This window comes from Pseudomonas sp. FG47 (assembly GCF_057809115.1).
Window position 1 is genome coordinate 55,599 of record NZ_JBMDJI010000019.1, and the last position, 26,392, is coordinate 81,990.

Consider the following 26,392-nt stretch of genomic DNA (forward strand, 5'->3'; position numbering starts at 1 on the left):
GATCAGGATGTCTGTCCGATAAAGACATTCCTGGAGCGCTTCATGAGCACCATCAAGGAACGCGTCGAGCGCAGTCTCGACGCGCTCGACGCAGGGCGGCCGCTGGCAGCCCTGGTGGATGAGATCATCCGTGAATACCCAGACCCCTACGTATTGGCCAATCGCGAGGCCGCGCGGCTGTTGGTGAAGCACACCGGCAAGGCGATGGACCCTCGTTTCGTTTGGTGGCATCAGTTTGACAGTGGCAGTAGCAGCCCGCGCACATTCAATGGTTGGAAACACTCAGGGGTACCGGCCAAGTCGATGCAGCTGATCGAGTTGCTCATCGAGCGTTTCGATGCGCAGTTCCAGGATGCGCCGGACCAACTGGACCAGGTTGGTGGCTTTTATAGGCAAGGCGCGCGGGTTGGTCGGTTCGATGAGCGCAATGAAGTTCGCTTGTTGGCTCGCGAGGTGCAGAAGGACCTGTGGGCACTGGATTTCGCCGAGGTCTACCGGGTGGCGATCCAGCGTTTCTGGTCCAGCCATGGGCAGAATTTTCGCATCGTGGCCAAGGTCAATCTGCTCGGCAAGGCCGCTGCAGCCTTGAGCCGCGATTTGATCAGCCAGCTCGATTGGCAGCGCCTGCAAGCGGTGGCGGCGGATGGTTTGACGGCAGGGGTGCTGCCGACCCTGGCGCTGTTGCAGCAAGACGCGACCCGCCCGCCATTGACCGTCAGCCGCTATGCCTTTGGCGAAGCCGACCGGGGTAGCCTGTACCGGCTGACAGCGGCGGATGGGCGCGTCGTGTTGTACATGCCTTGGTCGTCGGAGGCCGTGCGTGGGTTCGATTCCGAGTTGGCCATGGCGCGCTGGCTGCGTGAGCATCTGCAATCCGCCGAGGCGCTGCAAGCATTTGTCGAAGGGGCGCATGTCAATCCGCGAGATGACGCCGGCAGACAGCTGATCAAGGTACACCTGCAAGGTATTGCCGCCAGTCGCTCCGATGCGATGGCTGTGGTCGCGCTCACGCTGTTCAGGCGTGAGTCGAGCAAGCCGTTGTTCGACGTGCTTGTCGACCAAGTGTCGATCGAGATGCACCAGGCCGCCCAGCTCATGCAAAGCAATGCCGACCTGCGCAAGGCGATGTGGCGCGGTTACCTGTCGGCATTTCTCAAGGTGTTCGGTGGCTTCGCGCCCTTGGGTTGGCCCATGAGCCTCACACTGTTGGGGGCTGGCCTTGGCAAGGTGGGCCTGGATGTGGACGCCGCGGCCACTGCAGTGGACGCGCAGGCCCGTCAGGGGGCGCTGCGTGAAGCCATGCTCGACAGCCTGTATACGGCCTTGAACATGATCGATATCAGCTTCACCTCCAGTTTCGCCTCGTTGACTTACGACGCGCCGCCCCACGAGTTCAAGGCATCGCTCGGACGTTGGCAGGAGGTGCGCAGTGCCACCCTGCCGGTGGAGGGGCAGGAGACCAATACGCTGGTGGCCGGCGAGCTGATGCAAACTGGCCGCTTGCGAGGCGTGCGGGTAGCGAATGACGGCAGTTGCTGGATCACCCTCAACGGCTTGGTCTATCGGGTGCGCTACAGCCCTGACTTGTCCTGTTGGCTGATTGTGCCGCCGGACAATCCCTTTGCATTCGCCGCCTTGCATCCTGTGCGCCTGAACGACCAGGGCGAGTGGGTGCTGTTGGAGCCGCCGCGCCTGCTGGGGGGGGCCCCCCCTGCACCTGCGCAGCTGTCCAGCCTGCGTTCGGAACTTTGGGATACCTACAGCCGGACCGGCCAGTGGGCGAGCGCCAAGCTGTCGACCAAGGCCATCGTGCGGCAGAAGGATGTGCTGATTGGCGCGGGTGTTGTCGAGCTTGCGGCCGGAAAGGGCTTTGACCTGGATACCCATGGTTTGCCTTGCCTGCTGGTCGAGGGCAAGCCGGTGTATTCCTACCGCAAGGGGCGGCAGTTCTTCAACGCCTTGATCGAGGACTACACCCACAAGGCGTCGAACGTCAACGATGTGTTCCGCTATGGCACCTACGCGCACCCGGACATGGACGACTACATCGGGCGTCTCGCCGACACCTTGGCGGCGTTGCCCGAGAACAACGCCGTCACCTTGTATCGCGGTGGTAACGCTAGCCGCGGCACGGGAGGCGAAGGCTATCGCAGCGGCCGTCTACAAGTGGGCGACATACTGGTCAACACCGACCTGAGCTCCTTCACCGAGAATCCCTACAAGGCTTGCGAATTTGCCTCCACCGGCAGCGGAGAGGACGAGGATGGCGCACTGCGTAGCTATGATGACAGCTCGGTGATTTTCGAGTTGCCGGCGCAGCGTTACCAAGGGGGGAGGCCGATCAGCCCGTTCTCGATCTACCCGATGGAGGCTGAAACCCTGTTCCTGCCGGGGCACTACTTGCGCATCGAGGGGTTGCAGCAGGTCTACGGGGAGGGCTATCGGTTCATTCATGTGCAGCTTGCCCGGGTGGGCGGGCCCGGCACGGCGGCCGTGTATGACCTGCGTACCGGTCAGCCTTTCGATCGAGAGGTTTACCGAGCGCGCTTCAGGAACCCGGCGGTGGCGGACCGGTTCTTTCCCGCCGACGGTGGCCGGCGCTGAGAGGGGGCGGCCTTGATCAGGCCTGCTTGAGCAGCAATGCCACCCCAGGGAAGTACTGCCCCAGTTCGTTATGCAGCTTGCGGTAGGCATAGGGGAAGTACCAGGCGATCGCGCAGGCGGTGTGTTTTTGCAGGTCGTCGACCAGGTCCTGCAGTTCTTCGGGGCTGGCGTGCTGCCCGGCCTTCCACGGGGTGACGAACAACGCCCCGGCCTTGAACTGGCTGGCGTAGGCGATCGCCTTGGCCTGGCTGGCGCTCTCCTGCAAGGCCGCTGCCAGGTCGAGGCGGGCGATGCGTGGCCAGCGCTGGCTGGCGTGCAGGTGGATCGAGTCCTCGGCATTGCCGATGAACAGGTCGCCGCGCGCCTCGCGCTCGCCTTCGTCGCGTTGTTTCTTGCTGGTGTATTGCTCCAGCGCCACCAGCTCGGCCTGCCAGGCCGCCGCCGCGAGCATCCCGGTGTTGGCGGCGGCGCCGTGCCAATACGGGGCCTCGTTATCGCCTTGGAACTGGTTGAAGCGGTCGATACAGTCGACCCAGCGTTCCAGGGCCGGGCGCAGGAACTCCAGGCGGGGGTTGTTGATGATCAGGCCTTGCATGCTGCGCGCTCCTTGTCATTGTGGTCGCGGTCGGTCGCGGTGATGGCTATGTGATATCACTGCTTTGAGTGTGGCACAAGCTGGCGGATCGGCCATTGATCCAGGCCAGATCGGTCCATGCTCGATTGACGCTCCTGATGCAACCCTCTAACCTTCGCGGCGTGTTTCAGGTGCCCTGCGAGCCGTGGCTCGGCAGGGTGAAACTGGGAAGCCGGTGAGCGCCAGCCAAGGTGCGAGTCCGGCGCTGCCCCCGCAACGGTAGGTGAGTCAACGCTGCGCAAGGCCACTGGGTGTATCGCCCGGGAAGGCGCGCAGCCCGGGCCAGGCCCGCTCACAAGCCCGGAGACCGGCCTGCAACTGCCAACGGCATCACGGAGGGTGATGCGCCAGCGATGTGGCCTGCGCCACGGCCCCTGCGCGTTCTCCGTCTGCCCGCCCTTTTTCTGTCGCTGCCCCTGCGACAGCCCGCGGAGACCCCTGATGAGCGAATCCACCGAACGCGACGAACGTCACCTGGCGCGCATGCAGCGCAAGAAGGCGATCATCGACGAGCGCATCGCCAATTCCCCCAACGAATGCGGCCTGTTGCTGGTGCTGACCGGCAACGGCAAGGGCAAGAGCAGCTCAGCTTTCGGCATGTTGGCCCGCGCCTTGGGCCACGGCATGCAGTGCGGCGTGGTGCAGTTCATCAAGGGTCGCAACAGCACAGGCGAAGAGCTGTTCTTCCGCCGCTTCCCCGAGCAGGTGCGCTATCACGTGATGGGTGAGGGCTTCACCTGGGAGACCCAGGACCGCCAGCGCGACATCGCCGCCGCCGAGGCCGCGTGGGCGGTATCGCGCCAGTTGCTGCAGGATCCGTCGATCCAGTTCGTGGTGCTCGATGAGCTGAACATCGCCCTCAAGCATGGCTACCTCGACCTCGACCAGGTGCTCTCGGACATCCAGGCCCGCCCACCGATGCAGCATGTGATCGTCACCGGCCGTGCAGCCAAGCCGGAAATGATCGAGCTGGCCGACACCGTCACCGAGATGGGCATGCTCAAGCACGCCTTCCAGGCCGGTATCCGCGCACAGAAGGGCGTCGAGCTGTGAGTGACTCGCGCCAATGTCCCGCCGTGCTGATCGCGGCCCCGGCCTCGGGCCAGGGCAAGACCACGGTCACCGCCGCCCTGGCCCGCCTGCACCGCAACCTCGGGCGCAAGGTGCGGGTGTTCAAGTGCGGGCCTGACTTTCTCGACCCGATGATCCTCGAGCGTGCCAGTGGCGCGCCGGTCTATCAGCTGGACCTGTGGATGATCGGTGCCGAGGAGAGTCGTCGCCTGCTGTGGGAAGCGGCGGGCGAGGCCGACCTGATCCTGATCGAAGGCGTGATGGGGCTGTTCGACGGCACGCCGTCGAGCGCCGATCTGGCCCGTCATTTCGGCGTGCCGGTGCTGGCGGTGATCGATGGCACGGCCATGGCCCAGACCTTCGGCGCCCTGGCCCTGGGCCTGGCGCGTTACCAGCCCGACTTGCCGTTCGCCGGGGTGCTGGCCAACCGGGTTGGCAGCCTGCGCCACGCGCAGTTGCTCGAAGGCAGCCTCACCGAAGGCCTGCGCTGGTACGGCGGGTTGTCCCGCGAGCGTGGCATCGAGCTGCCCAGCCGCCACCTCGGCCTGGTCCAGGCCAGTGAACTCAATGACCTGGATGCGCGCCTGGATGCCGCCGCCGAAGCGCTGGGTGCCAGCTGCGATGCAGCATTGCCGCCACCGGTCGGTTTTGCCCGGCCTGAGCCACTGGGCGTGACCACACCGCTTGCCGGGGTGCGCATCGGGGTGGCCCATGACGAAGCCTTCGCCTTCACCTATGGCGCCAACCTGGATCTGCTGCGCAGCCTCGGCGCGCAGCTCGAATTCTTCTCGCCGTTGCATGATCGGGAGTTGCCTGATGTAGACAGCCTGTACCTGCCAGGCGGCTACCCGGAGCTGCACCATCAGGCCCTGGCCGCCAACGCACCGATGCTGGAGGCGATCCGTGGCCACCACGCCGAGGGCAAGCCGCTGCTGGCCGAGTGTGGCGGCATGCTCTACCTGCTCGACGCCCTGACCGATGTGGCCGGTGTGCGTGCGCCGCTGGCAGGCCTGCTGCCGGGCGAGGCGACCATGCAGAAGCGCCTGGCGGCCTTGGCCCTGCAGGCCGTCGAGTTGCCCGAAGGCATCCTGCGCGGCCACACCTATCACCATTCACTGACCAGCACCGAGCTGGAACCGATTGCCCGGGGCCTGAGCCCCAACGGCGGACGCGGCAACGAGGCGGTCTACCGCCTGGGACGGCTGACCGCTTCCTACGTGCATTTCTATTTTCCGTCCAACCCCGACGCGGCGGCGGCGCTGTTGCGACCATGAGCGAACACGCGTACAGCGCCGTTGAGCGCGCGGCCATCTACCGGGCCATCGGCGAGCGCCGCGACATGCGCCATTTCGCCGGCGGCGAGGTGGCCCCCGAGTTGCTCGGGCGTCTGCTGGCCGCCGCTCATCAGGCCCCCAGCGTGGGCCTGATGCAGCCCTGGCGCTTCATTCGTATCAGCCAGCGCGGTTTGCGCGAACGTATCCAGGCGTTGGTGGAGCAGGAGCGGGTGCGCACCGCCGAAGCCCTGGGCGAGCGCTCCGATGAGTTCATGAAGCTCAAGGTCGAAGGCATCAACGACTGCGCCGAGGTGCTGGTCGCCGCGCTGATGGACAAGCGCGAGGCGCATGTCTTCGGCCGCCGCACCCTGCCGGAGATGGACCTGGCTTCGCTGGCCTGCGCCATCCAGAACCTGTGGCTGGCGGCGCGGGCCGAAGGGCTGGGCATGGGCTGGGTGTCGCTGTTCGAGCCGCAGGCCCTGGCCGAGCTGCTGGGCATGCCCGTAGGTGCCAAGCCCATGGCGGTGCTGTGCCTGGGGCCGGTGACCGAATTCTATCCGGCGCCGATGCTGGTGCTCGAAGACTGGGCCGAGCAACGGCCGTTGAGTGACATGCTCTACGAGAACCAGTGGGGAGAGCGGTCATGAGTGTGGCTTTGCTGACCGTGGCCGGCGTGGCTCTGGATGCACTGCTGGGTGAGCCGAGGCGGCGCCATCCCCTGGTCGGTTTCGGCAACCTCGCCGTGCGCCTGGAGCAGCGCTTCAACGCCGGTGGCCGGGGCTGGCGCAGCCACGGTGTCACGGCCTGGTTCCTGGCTGTCGTGCCGCTGACCTTGCTGGCGCTGATTCTTTCCTGGCTACCTGTTATTGGCTGGCTGGTGGACGTGCTGGCGCTGTACTGCGCCCTGGGCCTGCGCAGCCTGGGTGAGCATGTGCTGCCGGTGGCCCAGGCGCTGCGCCAGGGCGACCTGGAGCAGGCGCGGCGGCGCGTCGGTTACCTGGTCAGCCGCGAGACCCGCGAACTGGACGAACCCGCCGTGGCCCGGGCGGCCACTGAGTCGGTGCTGGAGAACGGCAGCGATGCGGTATTCGCCGCGCTGTTCTGGTTCGTCGTGGCCGGGGCGCCGGGGGTGGTGCTGTACCGCCTGAGCAATACCCTGGATGCCATGTGGGGCTATCGCAACGAACGTTTCGAGCGCTTCGGCTGGTGCGCGGCACGCATCGACGATGGGCTGAACTATATTCCCGCCAGGCTGGTAGCGCTGACCTATGCGCTGCTGGGCAAGACCCGCCTGGCCCTGGCCTGCTGGCGCAAGCAGGCGCCGCTATGGGACAGCCCCAACGCCGGCCCGGTGATGGCGGCGGGGGCCGGTGCCCTGGGGGTGGAGCTGGGTGGCCCGGCGGTGTATCACGGCGAGCTGCACGAACGCCCGCGCCTGGGCGAGGGGCCGATGGCCGACGCTGATGCCATCGAGCGTGGCTGGAGCCTGGTGCAGCGTGGCGTGTGGCTGTGGGTGCTATTGATCTGCGTGGGAGCCTACCTGAATGCTTGAGCACGGTGGCCGCCTGCTGCGGGCGGTGAAACAGTACGCGATCCCTCGGCACCAGTGGCTCGACCTGTCCAGTGGTATCGCCCCCTGGCCCTACCCGATACCGCCGATTCCCGTGGACGCCTGGGCTCGTCTGCCCGAGACCGAGGACGGCCTGGAGGCGGCTGCACGGCGCTACTATGGCGCGCAGCCGCTGCTGGCGGTGGCCGGCTCGCAGGCGGCGATCCAGGCCTTGCCGTACCTGCGCCCGACCGCTCGGGTCGGGGTACTGACGCCATGCTATGCCGAACATCCGCATGCCTGGGCGCGGGCGGGGCATGCGCTGGTCGAGCTGGATGAGGCCCAGGTCGAGGACGCACTCGACAGCCTGGATGTCCTGGTGCTGGTCAATCCCAACAACCCCACCGGCCGCCGTGTGCCCCGCGAACGCCTGCTGGCCTGGCATGCGCGTCTGGCTGCGCGGGGTGGCTGGTTGCTGGTGGACGAAGCCTTCATGGACAACACACCGGCATACAGCGTGGTCGATCAGGCCGAACAACCCGGGCTGATCGTGCTGCGCTCGTTCGGCAAGTTCTTCGGCTTGGCCGGCGTGCGGCTGGGCTTCGTCGTCGCCGAGGCGGATGTGTTGCGGCAACTGGCCGAGGCGCTCGGGCCCTGGACCGTCAGTGGACCGACCCGCGTGCTGGGGCAGGCGTGCTTCGCCGACGAGGCGACGCACCTGGCGCAGATTGTCCGTTGCGCCCAGGCCAGCCAGCGCCTGGCCACGACGCTCGAAGGCGCAGGCCTGCCACCCAGCGGTGGCTGCGACCTGTTCCAGTACGTGCGTGACGAACGTGCCGCGCATCTGCATGACTATCTCGCTCGCCGGGGCATCCTGGTGCGGCTGTTCGAGCGGCCGTCGGCGCTGCGTTTCGGCCTGCCCGCCACGGCGGCGGACGAACAACGCCTGGCCCAGGCCCTGGCGGACTACCACAAGGAATCGGCATGACCACCCTCATGGTGCAAGGCACCACCTCCGATGCCGGCAAGAGCACGCTGGTCACCGCCCTGTGCCGCTGGTTGCTGCGCCAGGGCATCGCCGTGGTGCCGTTCAAGCCACAGAACATGGCGCTCAACAGCGCCGTGACCGCCGATGGCGGCGAGATCGGTCGCGCCCAGGCGGTGCAGGCCCAGGCCTGCCGGCTGGCGCCACACACCGACATGAACCCGGTGCTGCTCAAGCCCAACAGCGACACCGGCGCCCAGGTGATCGTCCATGGCCGGGCGGTGACCAGCATGAACGCCGTGGCCTATCACGACTACAAGACCATCGCCATGCAGGCGGTGTTGGCCTCCCACGAGCGCCTGAGCGAAGCCTATCCGGTGGTGATGGTCGAAGGTGCTGGTTCCCCGGCGGAGATCAACCTGCGGGCCGGCGATATTGCCAACATGGGCTTCGCCGAGGCCGTCGACTGTCCGGTGATCCTGGTGGCCGATATCAACCGGGGCGGCGTGTTCGCCCATCTGGTCGGCACTCTGGAGTTGCTGTCGGCAAGCGAGCAGGCGCGGGTCAAGGGCTTCGTCATCAACCGTTTCCGTGGCGACATCGCCCTGCTGCAGCCTGGCCTGGACTGGCTGGAGCAGCGCACTGGCAAGCCGGTGCTGGGCGTGCTGCCCTACGTCACCGACCTGCACCTGGAGGCCGAGGATGGTATCGATACGCGCCAGGGCGAAAAAAGTGAGCGCCTGCTGAAGGTGATCGTCCCGGTGTTGCCGCGCATCAGCAACCACACCGACTTCGATCCGCTGCGCCTGCACCCTCAGGTGGACCTGCAGTTCATCGGCCCGGGCCAGCCGATTCCGCCTGCCGACCTGATCATCCTGCCCGGCTCCAAGAGCGTGCGCGGCGACCTGGCGCAACTGCGCGAGCGCGGCTGGGACACGGCCATCGCCCGGCACCTGCGTTATGGCGGCAAGCTCATCGGTATCTGCGGCGGCCTGCAGATGCTTGGCGAGCAGGTGCATGATCCCCTGGGCCTGGAGGGGCCGGCTGGCTCCAGTGATGGCCTGGGCCTGCTGGCGTACAGCACCGTGCTGGAATCCGAGAAGCAGTTGCGTAACGTGGCGGGCACGCTCGATCTCGAGCAGGCCCCGGTGGCGGGGTATGAAATCCATGCCGGCGTCACCAGCGGGCTGGCGCTGGAGCGCCCCGCAGTGCAACTGGCCGATGGCCGTGCCGATGGCGCCATCAGCGCCGACGGGCAGATCCTCGCCACCTACCTGCATGGCCTGTTCGAGGGTAGCCAGTCGTGCGCCGCGCTGCTGCGCTGGGCCGGGCTGGCCGATGCGCAGACCATCGACTACGAGGCCCTGCGCGAGCGCGATATCGAGCGCCTGGCCGACCTGGTCGAGCAGCACCTGGACACCGCGCGCCTGTGCGAACTGTGTGGAGTCGCCTGAAATGCACAGCCTGATCCTCGGCGGCGCCCGTTCGGGCAAGAGCCGCCTGGCCGAACAACTGGCCGAAGCCAGCGGCCTGCCGGTGACCTATATCGCCACCAGCCAGCCGCTGGACGGCGAGATGAATGAACGCGTGCGCTTGCACCGTGAACGGCGTCCGGCCCATTGGGGGCTGGTGGAGGAGCCCGTGGCGCTGGCCGCCGTGCTGCACGCCGAAGCCGGCGAAGGGCGCTGCCTGCTGGTGGACTGCCTGACCCTGTGGCTGACCAACCTGCTGATGCTCGAGGATGACCAGCGCCTGGCGCAGGAGCGCGACGCGCTGCTCGCCAGCCTGGCGCAATTGCCGGGCACGATCATCCTGGTCAGCAACGAAACTGGCCTGGGCGTGGTGCCCATGGGCGAACTGACCCGTCGTTATGTCGACCTGGCAGGCACGTTGCACCAGGCCGTGGCCGAACGCTGCCAGCGCGTGGTGCTGACCGTCGCCGGCCTCCCTCTCATGCTCAAAGGACCAGCCTTATGACCCCGATGTGGTGGCGTGACGCCTGCCAACCCCTCGATAGCGCCGCCATGGACCAGGCCCGCGCCCGTCAGCAACAGCTGACCAAACCGGCCGGCTCACTCGGCCAGCTCGAAGGCCTGGCGGTACGCCTGGCTGGCTTGCAGGGGCGCGAGCGTCCCAGCCTGGAACGGGTCGCCATCACCATCTTCGCCGGCGACCATGGCGTGGTGGAGGAGGGCATCTCCGCCTATCCGCAAGCGGTGACCGGGCAGATGCTGCGCAACTTCGTCGGCGGTGGCGCGGCGATCAGCGTGCTGGCGCGCGAGCTGGGCGCCGAACTGCGGGTGGTTGACCTCGGCACCATCGACGCGGACCTGCAACTGCCAGGTGTGCACCACCTGCGCCTGGGGGCCGGTACCGCCAACTTCGCCCGCCAGCCGGCGATGACCGACGCGCAGCTGGCGGCGGCGTTGCAGGCCGGCCGCGACAGTGCCTTGCGCGCGCTCGACAACGGCGCCCAGCTGTTCATCGGCGGTGAAATGGGCATTGGCAACACCACTGCCGCAGCCGCGTTGGCCAGTACCTTGCTGGGCTGCCCGGCGCGTGAGCTGAGCGGCCCGGGCACCGGCCTGGACAGCGCCGGCGTGCGCCACAAGGCCGAGGTGATCGAGCGTGCCCTGGTGCTGCACGGCCTGCGCGCTGACCAGCCGCTGCAGGCATTGGCCTGTGTCGGCGGCTTCGAAATCGCCGCGCTGGCAGGTGCCTACCTGGCCTGTGCCCAGCACGGCGTGGCGGTGCTGGTCGACGGCTTCATCTGCAGTGTCGCCGCCCTGGTGGCGGTGCGCCTCAATCCGCAATGCCGCCCGTGGCTGCTGTTCGCCCACCAGGGCGCCGAGCCAGGCCACAAGGCCCTGCTGGCGGCGCTGGAAGCCGAGCCGCTGCTGGCCCTGGGGCTGCGCCTGGGCGAGGGCAGCGGCGCGGCGCTGGCGGTGCCGCTGATTCGCCTGGCCTGCGCCCTGCACGGGCAGATGGCGACCTTTGCCGAGGCCGCGGTGGCGGATCGTCCGGCATGATCCTCGAGCTGTTGCGCCATGGTGAGACCGAGCTCGGCGGCGGCTTGCGCGGCAGTCTCGACGATGCCCTTACCGAAAACGGCTGGGCGCAGATGCGTCAGGCCACCGCCGCTGCCGGCCCCTGGGATGTGCTGGTGAGCTCGCCGTTGCAGCGTTGCGCGGCGTTTGCCGAAGAGCTGGGAGCACGGATCAACCTGTCGGTGCAGCGCGAGGCCGGTGTGCGCGAGCTGCATTTTGGCGACTGGGAAGGGCAGAGCGCCGCCCAGATCATGCAGACCGACGCCGATGCCCTGGGGCTGTTCTGGCGTGATCCTTATGCGTTCACCCCGCCTGCGGGCGAGCCGGTGCTGGCCTTTGCCGAACGGGTGCTGTCTGCGGTCGAGCGCCTGCACCGCGAGCATGCCGGCAAACGGGTGTTAGTAGTGACCCATGGCGGGGTGATGCGCTTGCTGTTGGCGCGTGCACGCGGGCTGCCACGTGAGCAACTGTTGCAGGTCGAGGTCGGCCATGGCGCGCTGGTACGCCTGGCCGTGGCTGAAGACGGTCAGTTGCGCGAGGTGCGCTGAGATGCTGCCGTTCTGGATCGCCCTGCAGTTTCTCAGCAGCCTGCCGGTGCGCCTGCCGGGTATGCCGGCGCCGCAGGAAATGGGGCGTTCGCTGCTGTTCTATCCCGTGGTGGGGCTGCTGTTCGGTCTATTGCTGTGGCTGGCCAGCCAGCTGCTGCATGGCGTGGCGGCCCCTCTGCACGCGGCCTTGCTGCTGGCGCTGTGGGTGTTGCTCAGTGGCGCGCTGCACCTGGATGGCCTGGCCGACAGCGCCGATGCCTGGCTCGGTGGTTTTGGCGACCGCGAGCGGACCTTGCAGATCATGAAGGACCCGCGCAGCGGGCCGATTGCCGTGGTCACGCTGATGCTGGTGCTATTGTTGAAGTTCTGCGCGCTCTGGGTGCTGGTCGAGCGCAATGCCGGCGGCCTGCTGGTGCTGGCACCGGTGGTGGGCCGCGCGGCGCTGCTCGGACTGTTCCTGGGGACGCCTTACGTGCGTCCGGGTGGGCTTGGCGCGGCCTTGGCCGAGCATTTGCCACGTCGCGCGGGCGCTGCGGTGTTGCTGGGCTGTGCGGTGCTCTGCGCGGCGCTGGGGGGCTGGCCGGGACTGTGGGTGCTGCTGCTGGCTGGCGTGGCGTTCGCCTGGTTGCGGCGGTTGATGTGCCAGCGCCTGGGGGGCACCACGGGTGATACCGCGGGCGCACTGCTGGAATTGCTGGAATTGGTGGTGCTGCTGGGATTGGCGTTGTAAGAGCGGCAGCGCGAAGCAGCCAAGGGGGTGTTTATGCCGGAAATATCCCACCGGTAACTCGGAGCCCTGTCTTGGCCACTGCGGCTATCCTCGACCCTCTCAAACACCTGGAACGCCCCTCATGCACCACTGGATCCTCGCCAGCCTGCTGGCCCTTGCCGCCATCCCCGCCAGCGCCGCCGACCTGATCGATTTCTGGGACACCCCGCGCCATGGTGGCAACAGCTTCAACCGCCTGCCGCCGGACCAGGCCTATTTCGATGCGCTCAAAGGCTACGGGGCCAGTTGGGTGCGGTTGTCCTATGACAAGTGGCGCCCAGCCAAGCGCGACTTTCTGTTGGGCAACGCCGATGATTACCAGGGCCTGGCGGCTACCGACCTGAAGCAACTCGTCGCGGTGCTCGACCGGGCCCATGCCGCGGGTCTGAAGGTAGTGATCACCCCGCTGTCGCTGCCCGGCATGCGCTGGAGCCAGAACAACCAGGGCAAGTTCGACGACCGCCTGTGGCAGGACAAGCGCTTCTGGGCGCAATCCGCGCGCTTCTGGCGCGATGTCGCCCAGGCGCTCAAGGATCACCCGGCGATCGCCGCCTACAACCTGATCAACGAGCCTGCACCCGAGAAACTCGGCGGGCTGACCGAGCATGCGTCGCCCGGGCAGATGCAGCAGTGGTATGCCCGCCAGCAGGGCGGTGCACGTGACCTGCCGGCGCTGTACCGGCAATTGCTGGCGGCAATCCGCGAAGTCGATGGCAAGACCCCGGTCATGCTCGATGCCGGCTGGTACGCCGCCGCCGATGCCTTCAGCTATTGGCCCGCGCCACTGGCGGACGCCCGGGTGCTGTACAGCGTGCACATGTACGAGCCCTATGCGGCCACCAGTGCGCCGAACCTGGCCCGCAAGCGGCCCTACGCCTATCCGGGGCCAGTGCCTTTTGCCGGGCAGGTGCAGCCTTGGGACGCGCAGCGGGTTGCCGACTACCTGCGGCGCCCCCTGGACTGGGCCCAGGCAATGAAGTTGTCGCGCTCGCGCCTGGTGGTCGGGGAGTTCGGCTGCATGCGGCGCCTGCCGGGGTGCCGGCAGTACCTGGAGGATGTGCTCAGGGTACTGGACCAGCATCAGATGCATTGGGCCTTCTACAGCTTTCGCGAGGACAGCTGGGATGGCATGGATTACGAACTGGGCACCGCCAAGGTGCCGTGGCGCTATTGGCAGGCCATCGACAACGGCCAGGCGGACCCTTTGCCGCGCCAGGCGACCCCGGCATTCGAGCCCATTCGGCGCCAGCTACAGCCGTGAAACCTCTTGCAACAGTCGATATGCGGGTATATACACGTATCCATGCTGACCAGTGAATGTATCTGCACCCACCTGCGTCGCGCCGCCCGTGGCGTGAGCCGGCACTATGACGAAGCCCTGGCCGGTTTCGGGATCAATGTCGCGCAATTTTCCTTGCTGCGTCACGTGCAGCGTCTGGACCGGCCGAGCATCACCAGCCTGGCCGAGGCCATGGGCCTGGAGCGCAGCACCCTGGGGCGCAACCTGCGGGTATTGGAAGCCGAAGGCTTGGTGCAACTGGCCGAGGGCGATGATCAGCGCAACCGCCTGGTGCTGCTGAGCGCCGCCGGCAAGGCCCGGCTGGAGGCAGCCCATCCTGCTTGGGAACAGGCTCAGGAGCAGTTGGTGGCGCGCCTGGGCGAGGGGCAGCGGGATGAACTGGTGCGCTTGTTGGAACGCTTGGCCTGAATCACCACGACTATAAGCGGGTATATACCCGTATAAACCTTGCGATGTGCCGGAGACAACGACAATGACTTCCCTATGGCGGAGCAGCGGGTGGGTGTTACTGGGGGCGGCGCTGATCCTGGCGTTATCCCTGGGTGTGCGGCATGGCTTTGGCCTGTTCCTGGCGCCGATGAGCGGCGAGTTCGGCTGGGGGCGAGGGGTATTCGCCTTCGCCATCGCCTTTCAGAACCTGATTTGGGGCTTGGCCCAGCCGTTTTCCGGGGCCCTGGCCGACCGGCTCGGTGCGGCCAAGGTCGTGATCATTGGCGGCATGCTCTATACCGCTGGGCTGGTGCTGATGGCCCTGGCCGATTCACCTTGGTCGCTGTCGCTGAGCGCCGGGCTGTTGATTGGCATCGGCCTTTCCGGCACCTCGTTCTCGGTGATCCTCGGCGTGGTTGGCCGCGCGGTGGCGCCGGAAAAACGCAGCATGGCCATGGGCATCGCCAGCGCGGCGGGGTCGTTCGGCCAGTTCGCCATGCTGCCGGGTACCCAGGGCCTGATCCAGTGGCTGGGTTGGTCGTCGGCGTTGCTGGTACTGGGCCTGCTGGTGGCGCTGATCGTGCCGTTCGTCGGCCTGCTGCGCGACCGTCCGCTGCCTAGCCATGGTGTCGAACAAAGCCTTGGCCAGGCCCTGCGCGAGGCCTGTTCGCATTCCGGCTTCTGGCTACTGGCCCTGGGCTTTTTCGTCTGCGGCTTCCAGGTGGTATTCATTGGCGTGCACCTGCCGGCTTACCTGGTCGACCAGCATTTGCCGGCGACCACCGGCACCACGGTGCTGGCGCTGGTCGGGTTGTTCAATATCGTCGGCACCTACACCGCAGGCTGGCTGGGTGGACGGATGTCCAAGCCACGCCTGCTGACCGGCCTTTACTTGCTACGGGCGGTGGTGATCGTGCTGTTCCTGTGGGCACCGGTGACGCAATACAGCGCCTACCTGTTCGGTATCGCCATGGGGCTGCTGTGGTTGTCCACGGTACCGCTGACCAATGGCACCGTGGCCACTCTGTTCGGCGTGCGCAACCTGTCCATGCTTGGCGGCATCGTGTTCCTGTTCCACCAGCTGGGGGCTTTCCTGGGCGGCTGGTTGGGTGGCGAGGTGTATGATCGCACCGGCAGCTACGAGCTGGTCTGGCAGTTGTCGATCCTGCTCAGCCTGCTGGCCGCCGCGCTCAACTGGCCGGTACGCGAGCGTCCGGTCGCGCGATTGCAGGCCCAGGCCGCATGAAGCGCTTGCTGTTAGCCGTGGCGGCATTGCTGGTGCTGGCTTTGGTGTGGTGGGGCTGGCAGGCGAGCGGGTTGGCGCTGCTGCAGTTGGGCATGAGCCTGTGTTAGGGCTACCCTGCACCTGAATGCATGATTCGCAGGAGACCGACAATGCACGCACGCTGGCTAATGCTACCCATCCTGGCCCTGGCCGTCACCTCGAGCTGGGCGGCGGATTGCCCGGCCTTGCTCCAGGGCAGCCTGCCCGAACTGCGCGGCAAGGAGCAGATCGACCTGTGCCAGCGCTTCGCCGGCAAGCCCCTGGTGGTAATTAATACTGCCAGCTACTGCGGCTTCGCCCCTCAGTTCGAAGGGCTCGAGACCACCTACCAGAACTATCAGGGGCAAGGGCTGGAAATGCTCGGCGTGCCGTCCAACGACTTCAAGCAGGAAGACGCCGACAGCGAGAAGACCGCCAAGGTCTGCTATGCCAACTACGGCGTGACCTTCAGCATGACCAAGGCCCAGCCGGTGCGGGGCAGGGACGCGATCCCGCTGTTCGTCGAGCTGGCCCGCCAGAGCAGCGCGCCGAAGTGGAACTTCTACAAGTACGTGGTGGACCGCAAGGGCAAGGTGATCGGCAGTTTCTCCAGCCTGACCAAGCCGGATGATCCGGCGTTCACGGCGGCGATCGACAAGGCCATTGCCTCCCAGCCCTGAGCCCGTTTGCCACGCAGGCATGAAAAAACCGCCACGAGGGCGGTTTTTTCATGCGGCAAGTGTCACTCAGAAGCGGTAGGTCAACGAAGCACCAACGCCGTGGGCGCTGTTTTCGTACTTGGCCTTGTAGCTGCCTTTGAGCGCGCCTTCCTGCAGGCTGTGCGGCTGGTTGTTGACCTTGGTGTCCTCTTCCCACAGGTAGGAGTAGGCCACGTCGATGGTCATGTCGTCGGTCGGGCTCCAGCCTGCACCCACGCTGAAGATCTTGCGATCGCCAGTGGGAATGCGCGGGGAGCGGTTGGTGTTGTTGGTCGGCGACTGGTCAACCGAGAAGCCGGTACGCAGGGTCCACTCCTTGTTCACCTTGTAGGAGGCGCCAATGGCGTGGGCCCAGGTATCGTGCCAGTTCTGCTCCTCGGTGATGGTGCCGAACGCGGCAGTCAGCGGGTTGCCTGCCAGGGCGGCTGGCAGCTTGTTGTTGACGGTGATGTCTTTCAGGCGGCTCCAACGGGTCCAGGTGCTACCGGCATAAAGGGTCCACTGGTCGTCGAGCTCATGGGTGACCGAGAAGTCCACCGACTCGGGGGTCTTGATATTCAGCTTGGCATCGTACTTGTCGTTGAGGGCACCTAGACGAGGCACGCCATAGCTGACCTTGGTCTTGCCTTCGAGCTTGTAGTCGACCATCGAGTGGTAGGTCAGGCCGACGCGGGTGCGATCAGTGGCCTGGACCAGGATACCGATGTTGTAGCCCACGGCGGTGTCGTCGCCCTTGATCTTGATTTCGCCGTCAGCAGGATTCAGTGGCGAGAGACTGGCCAGGTTCGAGCTCAGTTCGCCCTTGATGCGGTTGATGGTTGGACCGAAACCGATCGAAACCTTGTCGTTGAACGCATAGCTCACGGTCGGCTGGAAGGTCACGACCTCGACATGGCTCTTTTTACCCCAGTAGCGTGCGGCATCGTTGCTACCGTAATCGGTGACCAGGCCGAATGGCACGTAAACGCCGAAACCGACGCTCCAGTGGTCATCGATCGACTTGACGTAGTAACCCATCGGTACACCGACCACAGGCACCATGTCACCGTCTGTTTCCCCCCCCTTGCTGCTGCCTGGGCCCGAAATATCGGACTTGGCAATCACAGCGGCACCACCGACGGTCATCTGATCGCGCTTGAGGCGCGACATGCCCGCCGGGTTGCCGTACACGGTGCTGGCATCTTCGGCAGAAGAAGAACGACCCGCGAAACCTGTCCCCATACCGCTGACGCTTTGTTCGTTAAGGGCGAAACCACTGGCGAGCAATTGGCTGGAAGCGAGGGCAACGGCAATGCCGAGAGAGGTTTTGAGCATTACTTTTTTCATTATTAGAAACTCCTTGGGATCTCCGGGGCGAAAAGCTACCAACAAATGCCGCTCCACGCTATAGGCGCAAACACTGGAGATAGAGCGGTTTTGTAGGACAATCCGACCAAAATTCCTTTTTTTCGCGGTAGAGGTGGCTTTCAGGACGCCAGAACCTGAGCCGGCTCGATGCAGTGCTGCCAGGCCTGGGTGAAATCGCGCAGGCGGCCCTGTGGCTGGAAGGTTTGCCGCCAGATGCGCGCCAGGCCCAGCAGGTCGTTGGCGGCCGGTAATGGCATGGCTTGTTCCTCGATGAGCATCCAGGCGATGGCGGTGGCGTAGCGCAGGTTAACCGTCAGTTCCAGGTGTGGGCCGCCCAGGAAGGCGTGCTGGCTGGCCAGGCCACGGACCAGGCTGGCCAGCTCGGGGTCGCGGGCCAGGAAGTGATCCCACAGGCAGCGGTGGCGCTGTTCACCAATACGGTACAAGCCATGGCCGCGTCGGTCGTGCAGGGCCGAGCCCAAGGCTGATTGGCTGGCGGCAACGCCCAGTAACAAAGCTTCGGCGCTGTCGCAGTGACGATCCAGGTAAAGCAGGGTCGGCCGGATCACATATTGACTCAACTCGTTCGCAGCGATGCCCATGATGGCCTCTGGCTAAGAAGGACCGACGGGCGCTGGAGCTTGGCAGCTGGTGAGTGGTCAGGCCCGCCGGAAGCGGCAAGCGCCGCTCGAGTTGAAGTGTAGTGTGATAAGCGTGCTGTAAAAGGCTGTTTTTAAATCGATTGCTGTCTGAGGGCGCGGGCTATATGCCCGCTGGCAATTAAGCCAATTACCTTCAGACAGGCTGTTGCGTGACCTATTCATGGCGTGAATTACCCGCCATTCATTCATGCGGTCAGCGACTGGCGGGTACGATCGATCACTGCTTGCAAGGGTTCTGCCCGGTTGTATTGGTCCGGGTAGAGACGCTCGCTATGGCAGGCGATGCCGTGTTCGTCGACCAGGGTGAAGCTGAAGCTGCCCTTGCGCGGCGCGACGATCAGGCACTTCAGTGGGGCGAAGGCCTGGGAAAGGGTGCCGAAGGCAGCCTGGATTTGCTGATGGTTACTCATATTGTTGGATGTTCCTGCGTAAGACACGGTATTCGATCCGTGCACAATAGAAACGTTCCAGTGACATCTTTATTAAGGAGACGCAGAACCTGACTGGAACAGGGCAGCCAGAAGGGCGCATGCATAAGTGGGCGCTGGGCTGACTGGTAGGTACGACAGAAGGCAGGCAGCACACCGGGTCCTGGGTTCTAGGCGCCGGGGAAGATCCTGATCAATCTGAAATCGTGATTCGCGCAGGGCAGGGATTGCCAAGTGAATCATCGAATGGGCCGGTCCGAAGAGGCAGTGCCTGCTCGTATGCGAGTGTGGGCTGCGAGGACGTAGATGGCCAGAATTGACTTTCAGCTGGGTACTAACGCTGCACAACCTACACGAACAATCGTGGGTTGGCAAGTATTTGGTTTGTTTGCGCGAAGCCGAACATTATGGCGGCAATCGTGGCTGCTGTGAAGAGGGTAGACTGCTCCAAGACGGCCCGGCCTGTGCCGTTTTCGTGCAGCGCCTGGGCACTTGTACACATTCGCATGGGGACTTGTAACCCTCTTGCAACATCCTGTGGACGCTTCGCCAATGACTTGACTGAACGCTTAAGTCAATGAAAAAAAACACTAATATTTGCTGGTGAAAAAATCGACAGTTTGACTGAAGCCCCCATTTCACAGGGGTTTGCAGCCTGCGTGAAGGGGTTGTCCACCGAGTTATCCACAGCTTCTGTGGATTGTCCCTAGGGCTTGCTCTAGGACGGGCGTGCCAGCTGTTTCATCTCGTGTCCGACAATCAGATGGCAATAGGGTGGCCGGCATTTTCAGGTGTGAAACGTCAAGAAAAAAACATCGAATTTTTTTCCCCTAAGCCGTAAGTCGAAGGGGTCATTGGCGACAAAAAGGAGTAGAGTGGCGCGCCTTTCGAGTCACCAACGCTGTCGGTCATGAAGCTTCGCGGTAAACACCTCGCTCCCCCGGTTGCAGCCCCCTCGTTGCCCTCCTCCAAACGGTTCTCCCTGAAAGTGGCCCTGTGGCTGCTCGACAGCCCGCGTCTGGGCGACAAGCCCAGCGTCAAGCACCTGGCTGGGCGCATGCTCAAGCAGCCGGCGCGCCAAGGCGTGGTGGTGGCCCAGAGCCGCTTGGGGCAGATGCTCTGCCGCGACTGCGGCAATGCCCGGGACCGGCGCATCGGCCATGAGCTGTTGCGCCAGGCTGCCCGTGCCGGCGATCGGCGGGCGCAGTTGGAATATGGCCGCCTATGCCCGGAGCCAGAGCAGGCCCGCTACTGGCTGGAGCTGGCGGCGGGGCAGGGGTCGCAGGAGGCTCGGCGGTTGCTGCGGCAGTTATAGTCCGGTTCTGGCCCTTTACTACGCGCTGGGCGGTTCGCCAGCAAGGCTGGTTGCTACAGGCAGACGTGGTGGCGGGCAGTTGAACTGATAAGCTGCACGGCAATCGTCAATGTTCGTTCGGGGTTAGCATGACAGTGGATCTGACCAGCGTCCTGCTGGGCGTGGTGGCAGGCGCGGTGCCTTGCCTGGGCTGGGTCATGCAGGTGCAGCGCGGGCAGGGCGCGCGCAAGGCCGAGCAGGCCTTGCTGCAAGAGCGTCTGAATGCCGCGCAACTGGCCCAGGCCGGCTTGCAGGCGCAGCTGGAGGCCAGTCGCGATGAAATCAGCGACCTTGGCGAGGCCAACACCGTCAAGCAGACCCAACTGGCGGCCCAGGGCCGTGAGTTGGAACTGCTGCAGATCGACCGCGACAACGCCCGCGACGCCGCCCATGCCTGGAGCCTGGAGCGGGCCAATCGCGAAGCCGAGCTGCGCCGCCTGGAGGCCCAGACCGCGCGTCTGGAAGCCGAGCTGCGTGAACAGCAGGAAAGCCACCAGCAACGCCTGGAAGACCTGCAGGAGGCTCGCGACACCCTGCGCGCGCAGTTCGCCGACATGGCCACGAAGATCTTCGACGAGCGCGAGCAACGCTTTGCCCAGACCAGCCAGCAGCACCTGGGCCAGTTGCTCGACCCGCTCAAGGAGCGCATCCAGGCCTTCGAAAAACGCGTCGAGGAAAGCTACCAGCAAGAGGCCCGCGAGCGCTTCTCGCTGGGCAAGGAACTCGAGCGCCTGCAGCAGCTCAACCTGCGCCTGTCCGACGAAGCCACCAACCTCACCCAGGCGCTCAAGGGCCAGAAAACCCAGGGCAACTGGGGCGAGTTGATCCTCGAGCGGGTGCTGGAGCACGCGGGCCTGGAGAAGGGCCGCGAATACCAGACCCAGGTCAGCCTCAAGAGCGCCGATGGCGAGCGTTTCCAGCCCGATGTGCTGATCATGCTGCCGGGCGACAAGCAGGTGGTGGTCGATGCCAAGGTCAGCCTCACCGCCTACCAGCAGTTCGTCGGCAACAACGACGAGGCGGCGCTCAAGCAGCATGTGCAGTCGCTGCGCAACCATGTCAAAGGGCTGTCCAGCAAGGACTACAACCGCCTCGAAGGCCTGCACAGCCTGGATTTCGTGCTGTTGTTCGTGCCTATCGAGGCGGCGTTCTCGGCGGCGTTGCAGGCCGAACCGAACCTGTTCCAGGAGGCCTTCGACCGGCAGATCGTGATCGTCAGCCCCACCACTTTGCTGGCCACCCTGCGGGTGATCGACAGCCTGTGGAAGCAGGAGCGCCAAGGCCAGAACGCCCGGGAGATCGCCGAGCGCGCCGGCTGGCTGTACGACAAGTTCGTGCTGTTCATCCAGGACCTGGACGAACTGGGCGCGCGCCTGGCCCAGGTCGACAAGGCCTATGCCGCGGCGCGCAACAAGCTGTGCGAGGGGCGTGGCAACCTGGTCAGCCGCAGCGAGCAGCTCAAGCTGCTCGGCGCCCGGGCCAGCAAGAGCCTGCCGGCCGAGCTGATCGAGCGCGCGCTGAGCGACGAAGCGCTTACTGAACCAGGCTCAGATGGCGGTTGAGCAGGGCGCGCAGGGCCGCCGGCTTGACCGGCTTGGCCAGGTAGTCCAGGCCGGCGGCATGGACCATGGCGATGGTCTCGTTGCGACCATCGGCGCTGATCACCACCCCCGGCACCGGTTCGCCCAGGCGCGCGCGTAGCCAGCCCATCAGCCCGGTACCCGTCTCGCCGTCGTCAAGGTGGAAGTCCACCAGCGCCAGGTGCGGGCGCAAGCCCTTGGCCAGCAGCGCCTCGCATTCGGCCTGGTTGCGCGCGGTGGATACCTGGCAGCCCCAGCGGCTGAGCAGGCTGTTCATGCCGATCAAGATGCTGTCCTCGTTGTCCACGCACAGCACCTGCAGTCCGGCCAGCGGCTGACCAGCCTGCTCCACGGGCGCCGGTGCGGCGGGGGCGGCGCTGTGGGCGACGGGCACGCCCACCCGGAACACGCTGCCCTTGCCCGGCCAGGAGCGGACTTCCAGTTGGTGGCCGAGCACCCGGCACAGGCCGTCGGCGATCGCCAGGCCCAGGCCCAGGCCTTTCTCGGCGCGGGTCTGGTGACTGTCGAGGCGCTTGAACTCCTGGAAGATCACCGCCAGCTTGTCATCGGCGATACCTGGGCCACGGTCCCACACCTCCAGCCACAGGCGTTCGCCCTGGCGGCGCACGCCGAGCAGGATCGGCCCCTTGCCATAGCGCAGGGCATTGGTGAGGAAGTTCTGCAGTACCCGGCGCAACAGTTTCATGTCGCTGTCGACCCGCAGGCGGCTGCCGCGCAAGCGGAACTCCAGGCCTTTTTCGGCAGCCAGCAGCTTGAACTCGGCGCCAAGGGTGTCGAACAACTGGTTGAGGGCGAAGGGCTTGACGTCCGGGGTGACCCGGCCGTTTTCCAGGCGCGAGATATCCAGCAGGTCGCTGATCAGCTCCTCGGCCGAGCGCAGCGAGCTGTCCATGTGCTGGACCAGTTGGCGGGCTTCGTCGTTCATGCCTTCGGCCTGTTGCGACAACGCCGCGGAGAACAACCGCGCGGCGTTCAGCGGCTGCATCAGGTCGTGGCTGACGGCGGCGAGGAAGCGCGTCTTGGATTGGCTGACGGCTTCGGCGCGGCTTTTCGCCTCGATCAACGCCTGGTTGAGCTGCGACAGTTCGCGGGTGCGTTCGGCGACCCGCTGCTCGAGACCTTCGTTGGCGTCGCGCAGGGCCTGCTCGGCCTCGCGGAACGGGGTGATGTCGGTGAAGCTCATGACGAAACCACCGCCCGGCATCGGGTTGCCGATCAGCTCGATCACCCGGCCATTGGGGAACAACCGTTCGGAGGAATGGGCGCGGCCCTGGCGCATCCAGTGCAGGCGCCGCGCCACATGTACCTGGGCCTCGCCCGGGCCGCACAGGCCGCGGTCGGCGTTGTAGCGGATGATGTCGGCGATCGGTCGGCCGACGCTGATCAGCCCGTCGGGGTAGTTGAACAGTTCAAGGTAGCGACGGTTCCAGGCCACCAGGTGCAGGTTCTGGTCCACTACGCTGATGCCCTGGTTGATGTTCTCGATGGCGCCTTGCAGCAACGCGCGGTTGAACTGCAGCACCTCGCTGGCCTCATCGGCGATGCGTACCACGTCCTCGAGCTGCATGTCGCGGCCTTCGATGGCGGCCTTGACCACCGCGCGGGTCGAGGAGCTGCCGAGCACGCCGGCCAGCAGCCGTTCGGTGTGCTCGATCCAGTCGCCGTCGGCGTTCTGGTTGGGGTTGAAGCCCTTGCCCTGGCGGTAGGCGAAACGGATGAAGCTCTGCCGGGCGCGTTCCTCGCCGACGAAGCGCGCGGCCAGCTTGAGCAGGTCGTCGATCTGCACTGCCAGCAGCGGCTTGCTGCTGGGGCGGGCGCTGGTCTGCTGCCCGATGAAGCGCCCGGCCTGCCAGTGCTCGGAAACCCGCGTGCGCGACAGGATCGAGACCCAGGCAAAGAGGGTGAAGTTGCCGGCCAGCGACAGCACCACGCCCTGGGTCAGTGGGGTGATCGGCAGGTTCAGCGGATTGCCGTGCAGCCAGGCCAGGCCCGGGAACAGCTGCAGCGACCAGCCCAGGCTATGGGCGGTGATCGGCAGCACCAGGGTGTAGAACCACAGGAAGATGCCTGCGGCGAGGCCGGCGAACACGCCGCGGCGGTTGGCCTGCTTCCAGTACAGCGCGCCGAGCATCGCCGGGGTGAGTTGGGTGACCGCGGCGAAGGCGATCTGGCCGATGGTGGCCAGGCTCGCGGTGGAGCCCAGCAGGCGGTAGCTGACGTAGGCCAGCAGCAGGATCACCACGATGGTCACCCGACGCACCGAGAGCATCCAGTGGCGGAACACCTCGAACGGCCGTTCGGCGTTGTTGCGCCGCAGCAGCCAGGGCAGCAGCATGTCGTTGGAGACCATGGTCGACAATGCCACGGCCTCGACGATGACCATGCCGGTGGCCGCCGAGGCGCCGCCGATGAAGGCCAGCAGGGCCAGGCTCGGGTGCGCCTCGGCCAATGGCAGGCTGATGACGAAGGAGTCGGAGATCACCGTGCCCGGCAGCAGCATCTGCCCGGCCAGGGCTATCGGCACCACGAACAGCGCCGCCAAGGCCAGGTACAGCGGGAACACCCAGCGTGCCAGGCGCATGTCCTGGGGTTCGATGTTCTCCACCACGGTAACGTGGAACTGCCGCGGCAGGCAGATGATCGCCATCATCGCCACGGCGGTCTGCACCACCATCGACGGCCAGTTGATGGTCTCCTGCCAATAGCTGTCCAGGTGCACCGACTGACGTGCCTGGGTGAACAGGTCGTCGAAGCCGTCGTACAGGTTGAACACCACGAACACGCCTACCGCGAGGAAGGCCAGCAACTTGACCAGCGATTCGAAGGCGATGGCCAGCACCATGCCGCGGTGGTGTTCGGTGACATCGAGGCTGCGGGTGCCGAACACGATGGCGAACAGCGCCAGCACCAGCGATACCACCAGGGCGGTGTCCTGCACCCGGCTGCCGGTGGCATCGGCGCTGGCGCCGATCAACAGGTTGACGCCCAGCACGATGCCCTTGAGCTGCAGGGCGATATAAGGCAGCACGCCGACCAGGCAGATCAACGCCACCACCACGGCGAGGGTCTGCGACTTGCCGTAGCGCGCGGCGATGAAGTCGGCGATCGAGGTGATGTTCTGCTGCTTGCTGATCAGCACCATCTTCTGCACCACCCAAGGTGCGAAGATCAGCAGCAGCACCGGGCCCAGGTAGATGGGCAGGAACGCCCAGAGCTGCTCGGCGGCCTGGCCGACCGCGCCGAAGAAGGTCCAGCTGGTGCAATACACTGCCAACGACAGGCTGTACACCCAGGCGCGCAGGCGCGGCGGCAACGGTGTGCTGCGGCGGTCGCCGTAGAAGGCGATGGCGAACATGATGGCCATATAGGCCAGGGCGACCACGGCGATCAGCCCGCTGGACAACGACATGCAAACTCCGGAGCAGAAAAAGAAAACGCGGTCCCGATCAATCAGTCTGGCACGCAGCGGGCGCCGCGTCAGCGCAGACCATGGTCGCAGTGGCAGGACGTCGCAGGGCCGGCGCCTACTCCACCCGCCGACGCGTGCCCAGCCAATAGAACATCGCCGCCAACATGACCGAGCCGATGAGCAGGTAGAACACCGCCGCCGGCAGCAGATACCCCAGTGCCAGGCCTACCAGGATCGGCCCCAGCCCGCCGCCCAGGTTGGACAGGTTCTGCGCGCCATAATAAACCCCGCGCAGGTGTTCCGGTGCGATCAGGTCGATGAACATGAATTCGGCCGGAATCACGATGATCTCGCCCAGGGTGAACACCAGCATCGCCAGGCACCAGGCTGGCGCCGAAGCCGCCACGGAAAACCCCAGCAAACCGGCGATGAACATGGCCATGCCGGCCATCAGCCAGGGCATCAGCTGCTGGCGGCCGATGCGCCGGCCGATCACGTACTGCAGGGCAATCACCGTGACGGCGTTGGTGGTCACCAGGTAGCCCGCCAGCCGCGCGACCTGGGCCGGGTCCTGCAGGGTCACCACCAGGTATTGCGACAAGTAGGCGGTGAACTGGCCGAACACCACGGCGCTGAGCACGCCGCCCAGGGTAAAGCAGACCAGCCGGCGGTCGCGCAGCATGCCCAGGGCAACCTGGGCGAAGCCCGCCGCGGGCCCGTCCTCGCGCAGGCCCAGCAGGTTGCGCTCGCCCAGCCAGTAATAAGCCAGGCTCAAACCGCTGCCGATCAGCGCCGATAGCAGAAACGGCAGGTGGTCGTCGGCCTCGATCAACAGCACTCCGAGCATCGGCCCTGCGGCCCAGGCGATGTTGTTGAACGTGTACTTGATGGCGAACGCTTCGCCGCGCCGGTCTTCGGGCAGCAGGGCGCAGAACCCGGCCTTGGCGGTAATGTCGACCACGGTCTGGGCCAGGTAGGCCACCACCAGGAAGCAGAAGAACAGCAGCGCCGAGGTGCTGCTCACGATGCCAATGAAGGCCAGGGCGAACAGCAGCGTGCAGGCGACGATCAGCGTGTGGCTGCGCAGGGTGTCGACCAGGTGCCCGCCGTAGAGGCTGAGCATGGAGGCCAGAAGCATGGCGCCACCCACCAGCAGGCCGGTGTGGCCGACCGATAGGCCCATGTGCGCCGACAGGTACACCACCAGATAGGGCAGGGTGATCGCCCGGGCCATGGTCAAGGTGAAGGTGGTGAACAGCAACAGGCGCACGGCGGATGGATAGTTTTTCAGGGCACGGAGCATCGACGGGTCCTTGTCATTGTTAGCGGCCAAGCATATGCCAGGCGGCTGATCGAACGCTATATATGTAAAATCGATAACAGATAGAGAAATTACCC

At 65.6% G+C, this 26,392-nt stretch carries 23 protein-coding genes and 1 riboswitch; of the genes, 17 read left to right on the forward strand and 6 right to left on the reverse strand.

Features of this window, described 5'->3' with window-relative positions; translation table 11 throughout:
• Nucleotides 1-42 precede the first annotated feature (42 nt).
• Nucleotides 43-2,604 carry a dermonecrotic toxin domain-containing protein gene (locus ACODS5_RS15585; protein WP_489109076.1) on the forward strand — a complete coding sequence of 854 codons (2,562 nt, stop codon included), beginning with the start codon at nt 43-45 and terminating at the stop codon, nt 2,602-2,604.
• Between the two features lie 16 nt (nt 2,605-2,620).
• Here ACODS5_RS15585 and ACODS5_RS15590 read toward each other — a convergent pair whose 3' ends face one another.
• Complete coding sequence (locus tag ACODS5_RS15590; RefSeq protein ID WP_489109077.1) at nt 2,621-3,199, reverse strand: hypothetical protein; 579 nt, start codon at nt 3,197-3,199, stop codon at nt 2,621-2,623.
• Nucleotides 3,200-3,350: 151 nt separating this feature from the next.
• Nucleotides 3,351-3,568: riboswitch (cobalamin riboswitch) on the forward strand.
• Nucleotides 3,569-3,679: 111 nt separating this feature from the next.
• Between ACODS5_RS15590 and cobO the strand changes: the two genes are divergently transcribed.
• The 14 genes from cobO to ACODS5_RS15660 all read left to right on the forward strand — a co-directional run bounded on the left by cobO (nt 3,680) and on the right by ACODS5_RS15660 (nt 16,154).
• Nucleotides 3,680-4,291, forward strand: a complete 612-nt coding sequence (gene cobO, locus ACODS5_RS15595; protein ID WP_134691854.1) for a cob(I)yrinic acid a,c-diamide adenosyltransferase — start codon at nt 3,680-3,682, stop codon at nt 4,289-4,291.
• Nucleotides 4,288-5,583: a cobyrinic acid a,c-diamide synthase CobB gene (locus ACODS5_RS15600; RefSeq protein WP_134691855.1), complete on the forward strand. Its 1,296-nt coding sequence runs from the start codon at nt 4,288-4,290 to the stop codon at nt 5,581-5,583. The genes cobO and ACODS5_RS15600 overlap by 4 nt, the downstream gene beginning before the upstream one ends.
• Nucleotides 5,580-6,230 (forward strand): 5,6-dimethylbenzimidazole synthase, encoded by a 651-nt coding sequence (gene bluB / locus ACODS5_RS15605; RefSeq protein WP_134691856.1) that lies wholly within the window; start codon nt 5,580-5,582, stop codon nt 6,228-6,230. Before ACODS5_RS15600 ends, bluB begins: the two co-directional genes overlap by 4 nt.
• A complete protein-coding gene (cbiB, locus tag ACODS5_RS15610) occupies nt 6,227-7,135 on the forward strand; it encodes an adenosylcobinamide-phosphate synthase CbiB (RefSeq protein WP_134691857.1) in 909 nt (302 codons plus the stop codon). Before bluB ends, cbiB begins: the two co-directional genes overlap by 4 nt.
• Entirely contained in the window at nt 7,128-8,120 is a 993-nt protein-coding gene (gene cobD, locus ACODS5_RS15615; protein WP_489109078.1) for a threonine-phosphate decarboxylase CobD, read from the forward strand. Before cbiB ends, cobD begins: the two co-directional genes overlap by 8 nt.
• Nucleotides 8,117-9,571 carry a cobyric acid synthase gene (locus ACODS5_RS15620; protein WP_134691859.1) on the forward strand — a complete coding sequence of 485 codons (1,455 nt, stop codon included), beginning with the start codon at nt 8,117-8,119 and terminating at the stop codon, nt 9,569-9,571. Before cobD ends, ACODS5_RS15620 begins: the two co-directional genes overlap by 4 nt.
• A 1-nt stretch (nt 9,572) precedes the next feature.
• Complete coding sequence (cobU, locus tag ACODS5_RS15625; protein WP_134691860.1) at nt 9,573-10,094, forward strand: bifunctional adenosylcobinamide kinase/adenosylcobinamide-phosphate guanylyltransferase; 522 nt, start codon at nt 9,573-9,575, stop codon at nt 10,092-10,094.
• Nucleotides 10,091-11,146, forward strand: coding sequence for a nicotinate-nucleotide--dimethylbenzimidazole phosphoribosyltransferase (cobT, locus tag ACODS5_RS15630; protein WP_134691861.1), 1,056 nt, complete (start codon nt 10,091-10,093; stop codon nt 11,144-11,146). The genes cobU and cobT overlap by 4 nt, the downstream gene beginning before the upstream one ends.
• Nucleotides 11,143-11,712 (forward strand): alpha-ribazole phosphatase family protein, encoded by a 570-nt coding sequence (gene cobC, locus ACODS5_RS15635; RefSeq protein WP_489109079.1) that lies wholly within the window; start codon nt 11,143-11,145, stop codon nt 11,710-11,712. Before cobT ends, cobC begins: the two co-directional genes overlap by 4 nt.
• A gap of 1 nt (nt 11,713) precedes the next feature.
• Complete coding sequence (locus ACODS5_RS15640) at nt 11,714-12,442, forward strand: adenosylcobinamide-GDP ribazoletransferase (protein WP_134691863.1); 729 nt, start codon at nt 11,714-11,716, stop codon at nt 12,440-12,442.
• Nucleotides 12,443-12,563: 121 nt separating this feature from the next.
• Nucleotides 12,564-13,742 (forward strand): glycoside hydrolase family 5 protein, encoded by a 1,179-nt coding sequence (locus ACODS5_RS15645; protein WP_489109080.1) that lies wholly within the window; start codon nt 12,564-12,566, stop codon nt 13,740-13,742.
• Between the two features lie 42 nt (nt 13,743-13,784).
• Nucleotides 13,785-14,189, forward strand: a complete 405-nt coding sequence (locus ACODS5_RS15650; RefSeq protein ID WP_253092516.1) for a MarR family winged helix-turn-helix transcriptional regulator — start codon at nt 13,785-13,787, stop codon at nt 14,187-14,189.
• Between the two features lie 64 nt (nt 14,190-14,253).
• Nucleotides 14,254-15,456, forward strand: a complete 1,203-nt coding sequence (locus ACODS5_RS15655; RefSeq protein WP_134691866.1) for an MFS transporter — start codon at nt 14,254-14,256, stop codon at nt 15,454-15,456.
• A 149-nt stretch (nt 15,457-15,605) separates the two neighbouring features.
• A complete protein-coding gene (locus ACODS5_RS15660) occupies nt 15,606-16,154 on the forward strand; it encodes a glutathione peroxidase (RefSeq protein WP_489109081.1) in 549 nt (182 codons plus the stop codon).
• Between the two features lie 66 nt (nt 16,155-16,220).
• Here the strand turns inward: ACODS5_RS15660 and ACODS5_RS15665 are convergent, their stop codons facing one another.
• The 3 genes from ACODS5_RS15665 to ACODS5_RS15675 form a co-directional block, all read right to left on the reverse strand.
• Nucleotides 16,221-17,519, reverse strand: coding sequence for an OmpP1/FadL family transporter (locus ACODS5_RS15665; RefSeq protein WP_134691868.1), 1,299 nt, complete (start codon nt 17,517-17,519; stop codon nt 16,221-16,223).
• Nucleotides 17,520-17,659: 140 nt separating this feature from the next.
• Complete coding sequence (locus tag ACODS5_RS15670) at nt 17,660-18,142, reverse strand: hypothetical protein (RefSeq protein ID WP_134691869.1); 483 nt, start codon at nt 18,140-18,142, stop codon at nt 17,660-17,662.
• A gap of 245 nt (nt 18,143-18,387) precedes the next feature.
• A complete protein-coding gene (locus tag ACODS5_RS15675) occupies nt 18,388-18,612 on the reverse strand; it encodes a hypothetical protein (protein ID WP_134691870.1) in 225 nt (74 codons plus the stop codon).
• A gap of 928 nt (nt 18,613-19,540) precedes the next feature.
• Between ACODS5_RS15675 and ACODS5_RS15680 the strand changes: the two genes are divergently transcribed.
• Nucleotides 19,541-19,945: a tetratricopeptide repeat protein gene (locus tag ACODS5_RS15680; RefSeq protein WP_134691871.1), complete on the forward strand. Its 405-nt coding sequence runs from the start codon at nt 19,541-19,543 to the stop codon at nt 19,943-19,945.
• Nucleotides 19,946-20,187: 242 nt separating this feature from the next.
• A complete protein-coding gene (locus tag ACODS5_RS15685; RefSeq protein ID WP_489109086.1) occupies nt 20,188-21,546 on the forward strand; it encodes a DNA recombination protein RmuC in 1,359 nt (452 codons plus the stop codon).
• Here the strand turns inward: ACODS5_RS15685 and ACODS5_RS15690 are convergent.
• Complete coding sequence (locus ACODS5_RS15690) at nt 21,518-24,994, reverse strand: hybrid sensor histidine kinase/response regulator (protein ID WP_134691873.1); 3,477 nt, start codon at nt 24,992-24,994, stop codon at nt 21,518-21,520. The genes ACODS5_RS15685 and ACODS5_RS15690 overlap by 29 nt on opposite strands.
• Before the next feature lie 115 nt (nt 24,995-25,109).
• Nucleotides 25,110-26,297, reverse strand: coding sequence for an MFS transporter (locus ACODS5_RS15695; protein ID WP_134691874.1), 1,188 nt, complete (start codon nt 26,295-26,297; stop codon nt 25,110-25,112).
• Nucleotides 26,298-26,392 lie beyond the last annotated feature (95 nt).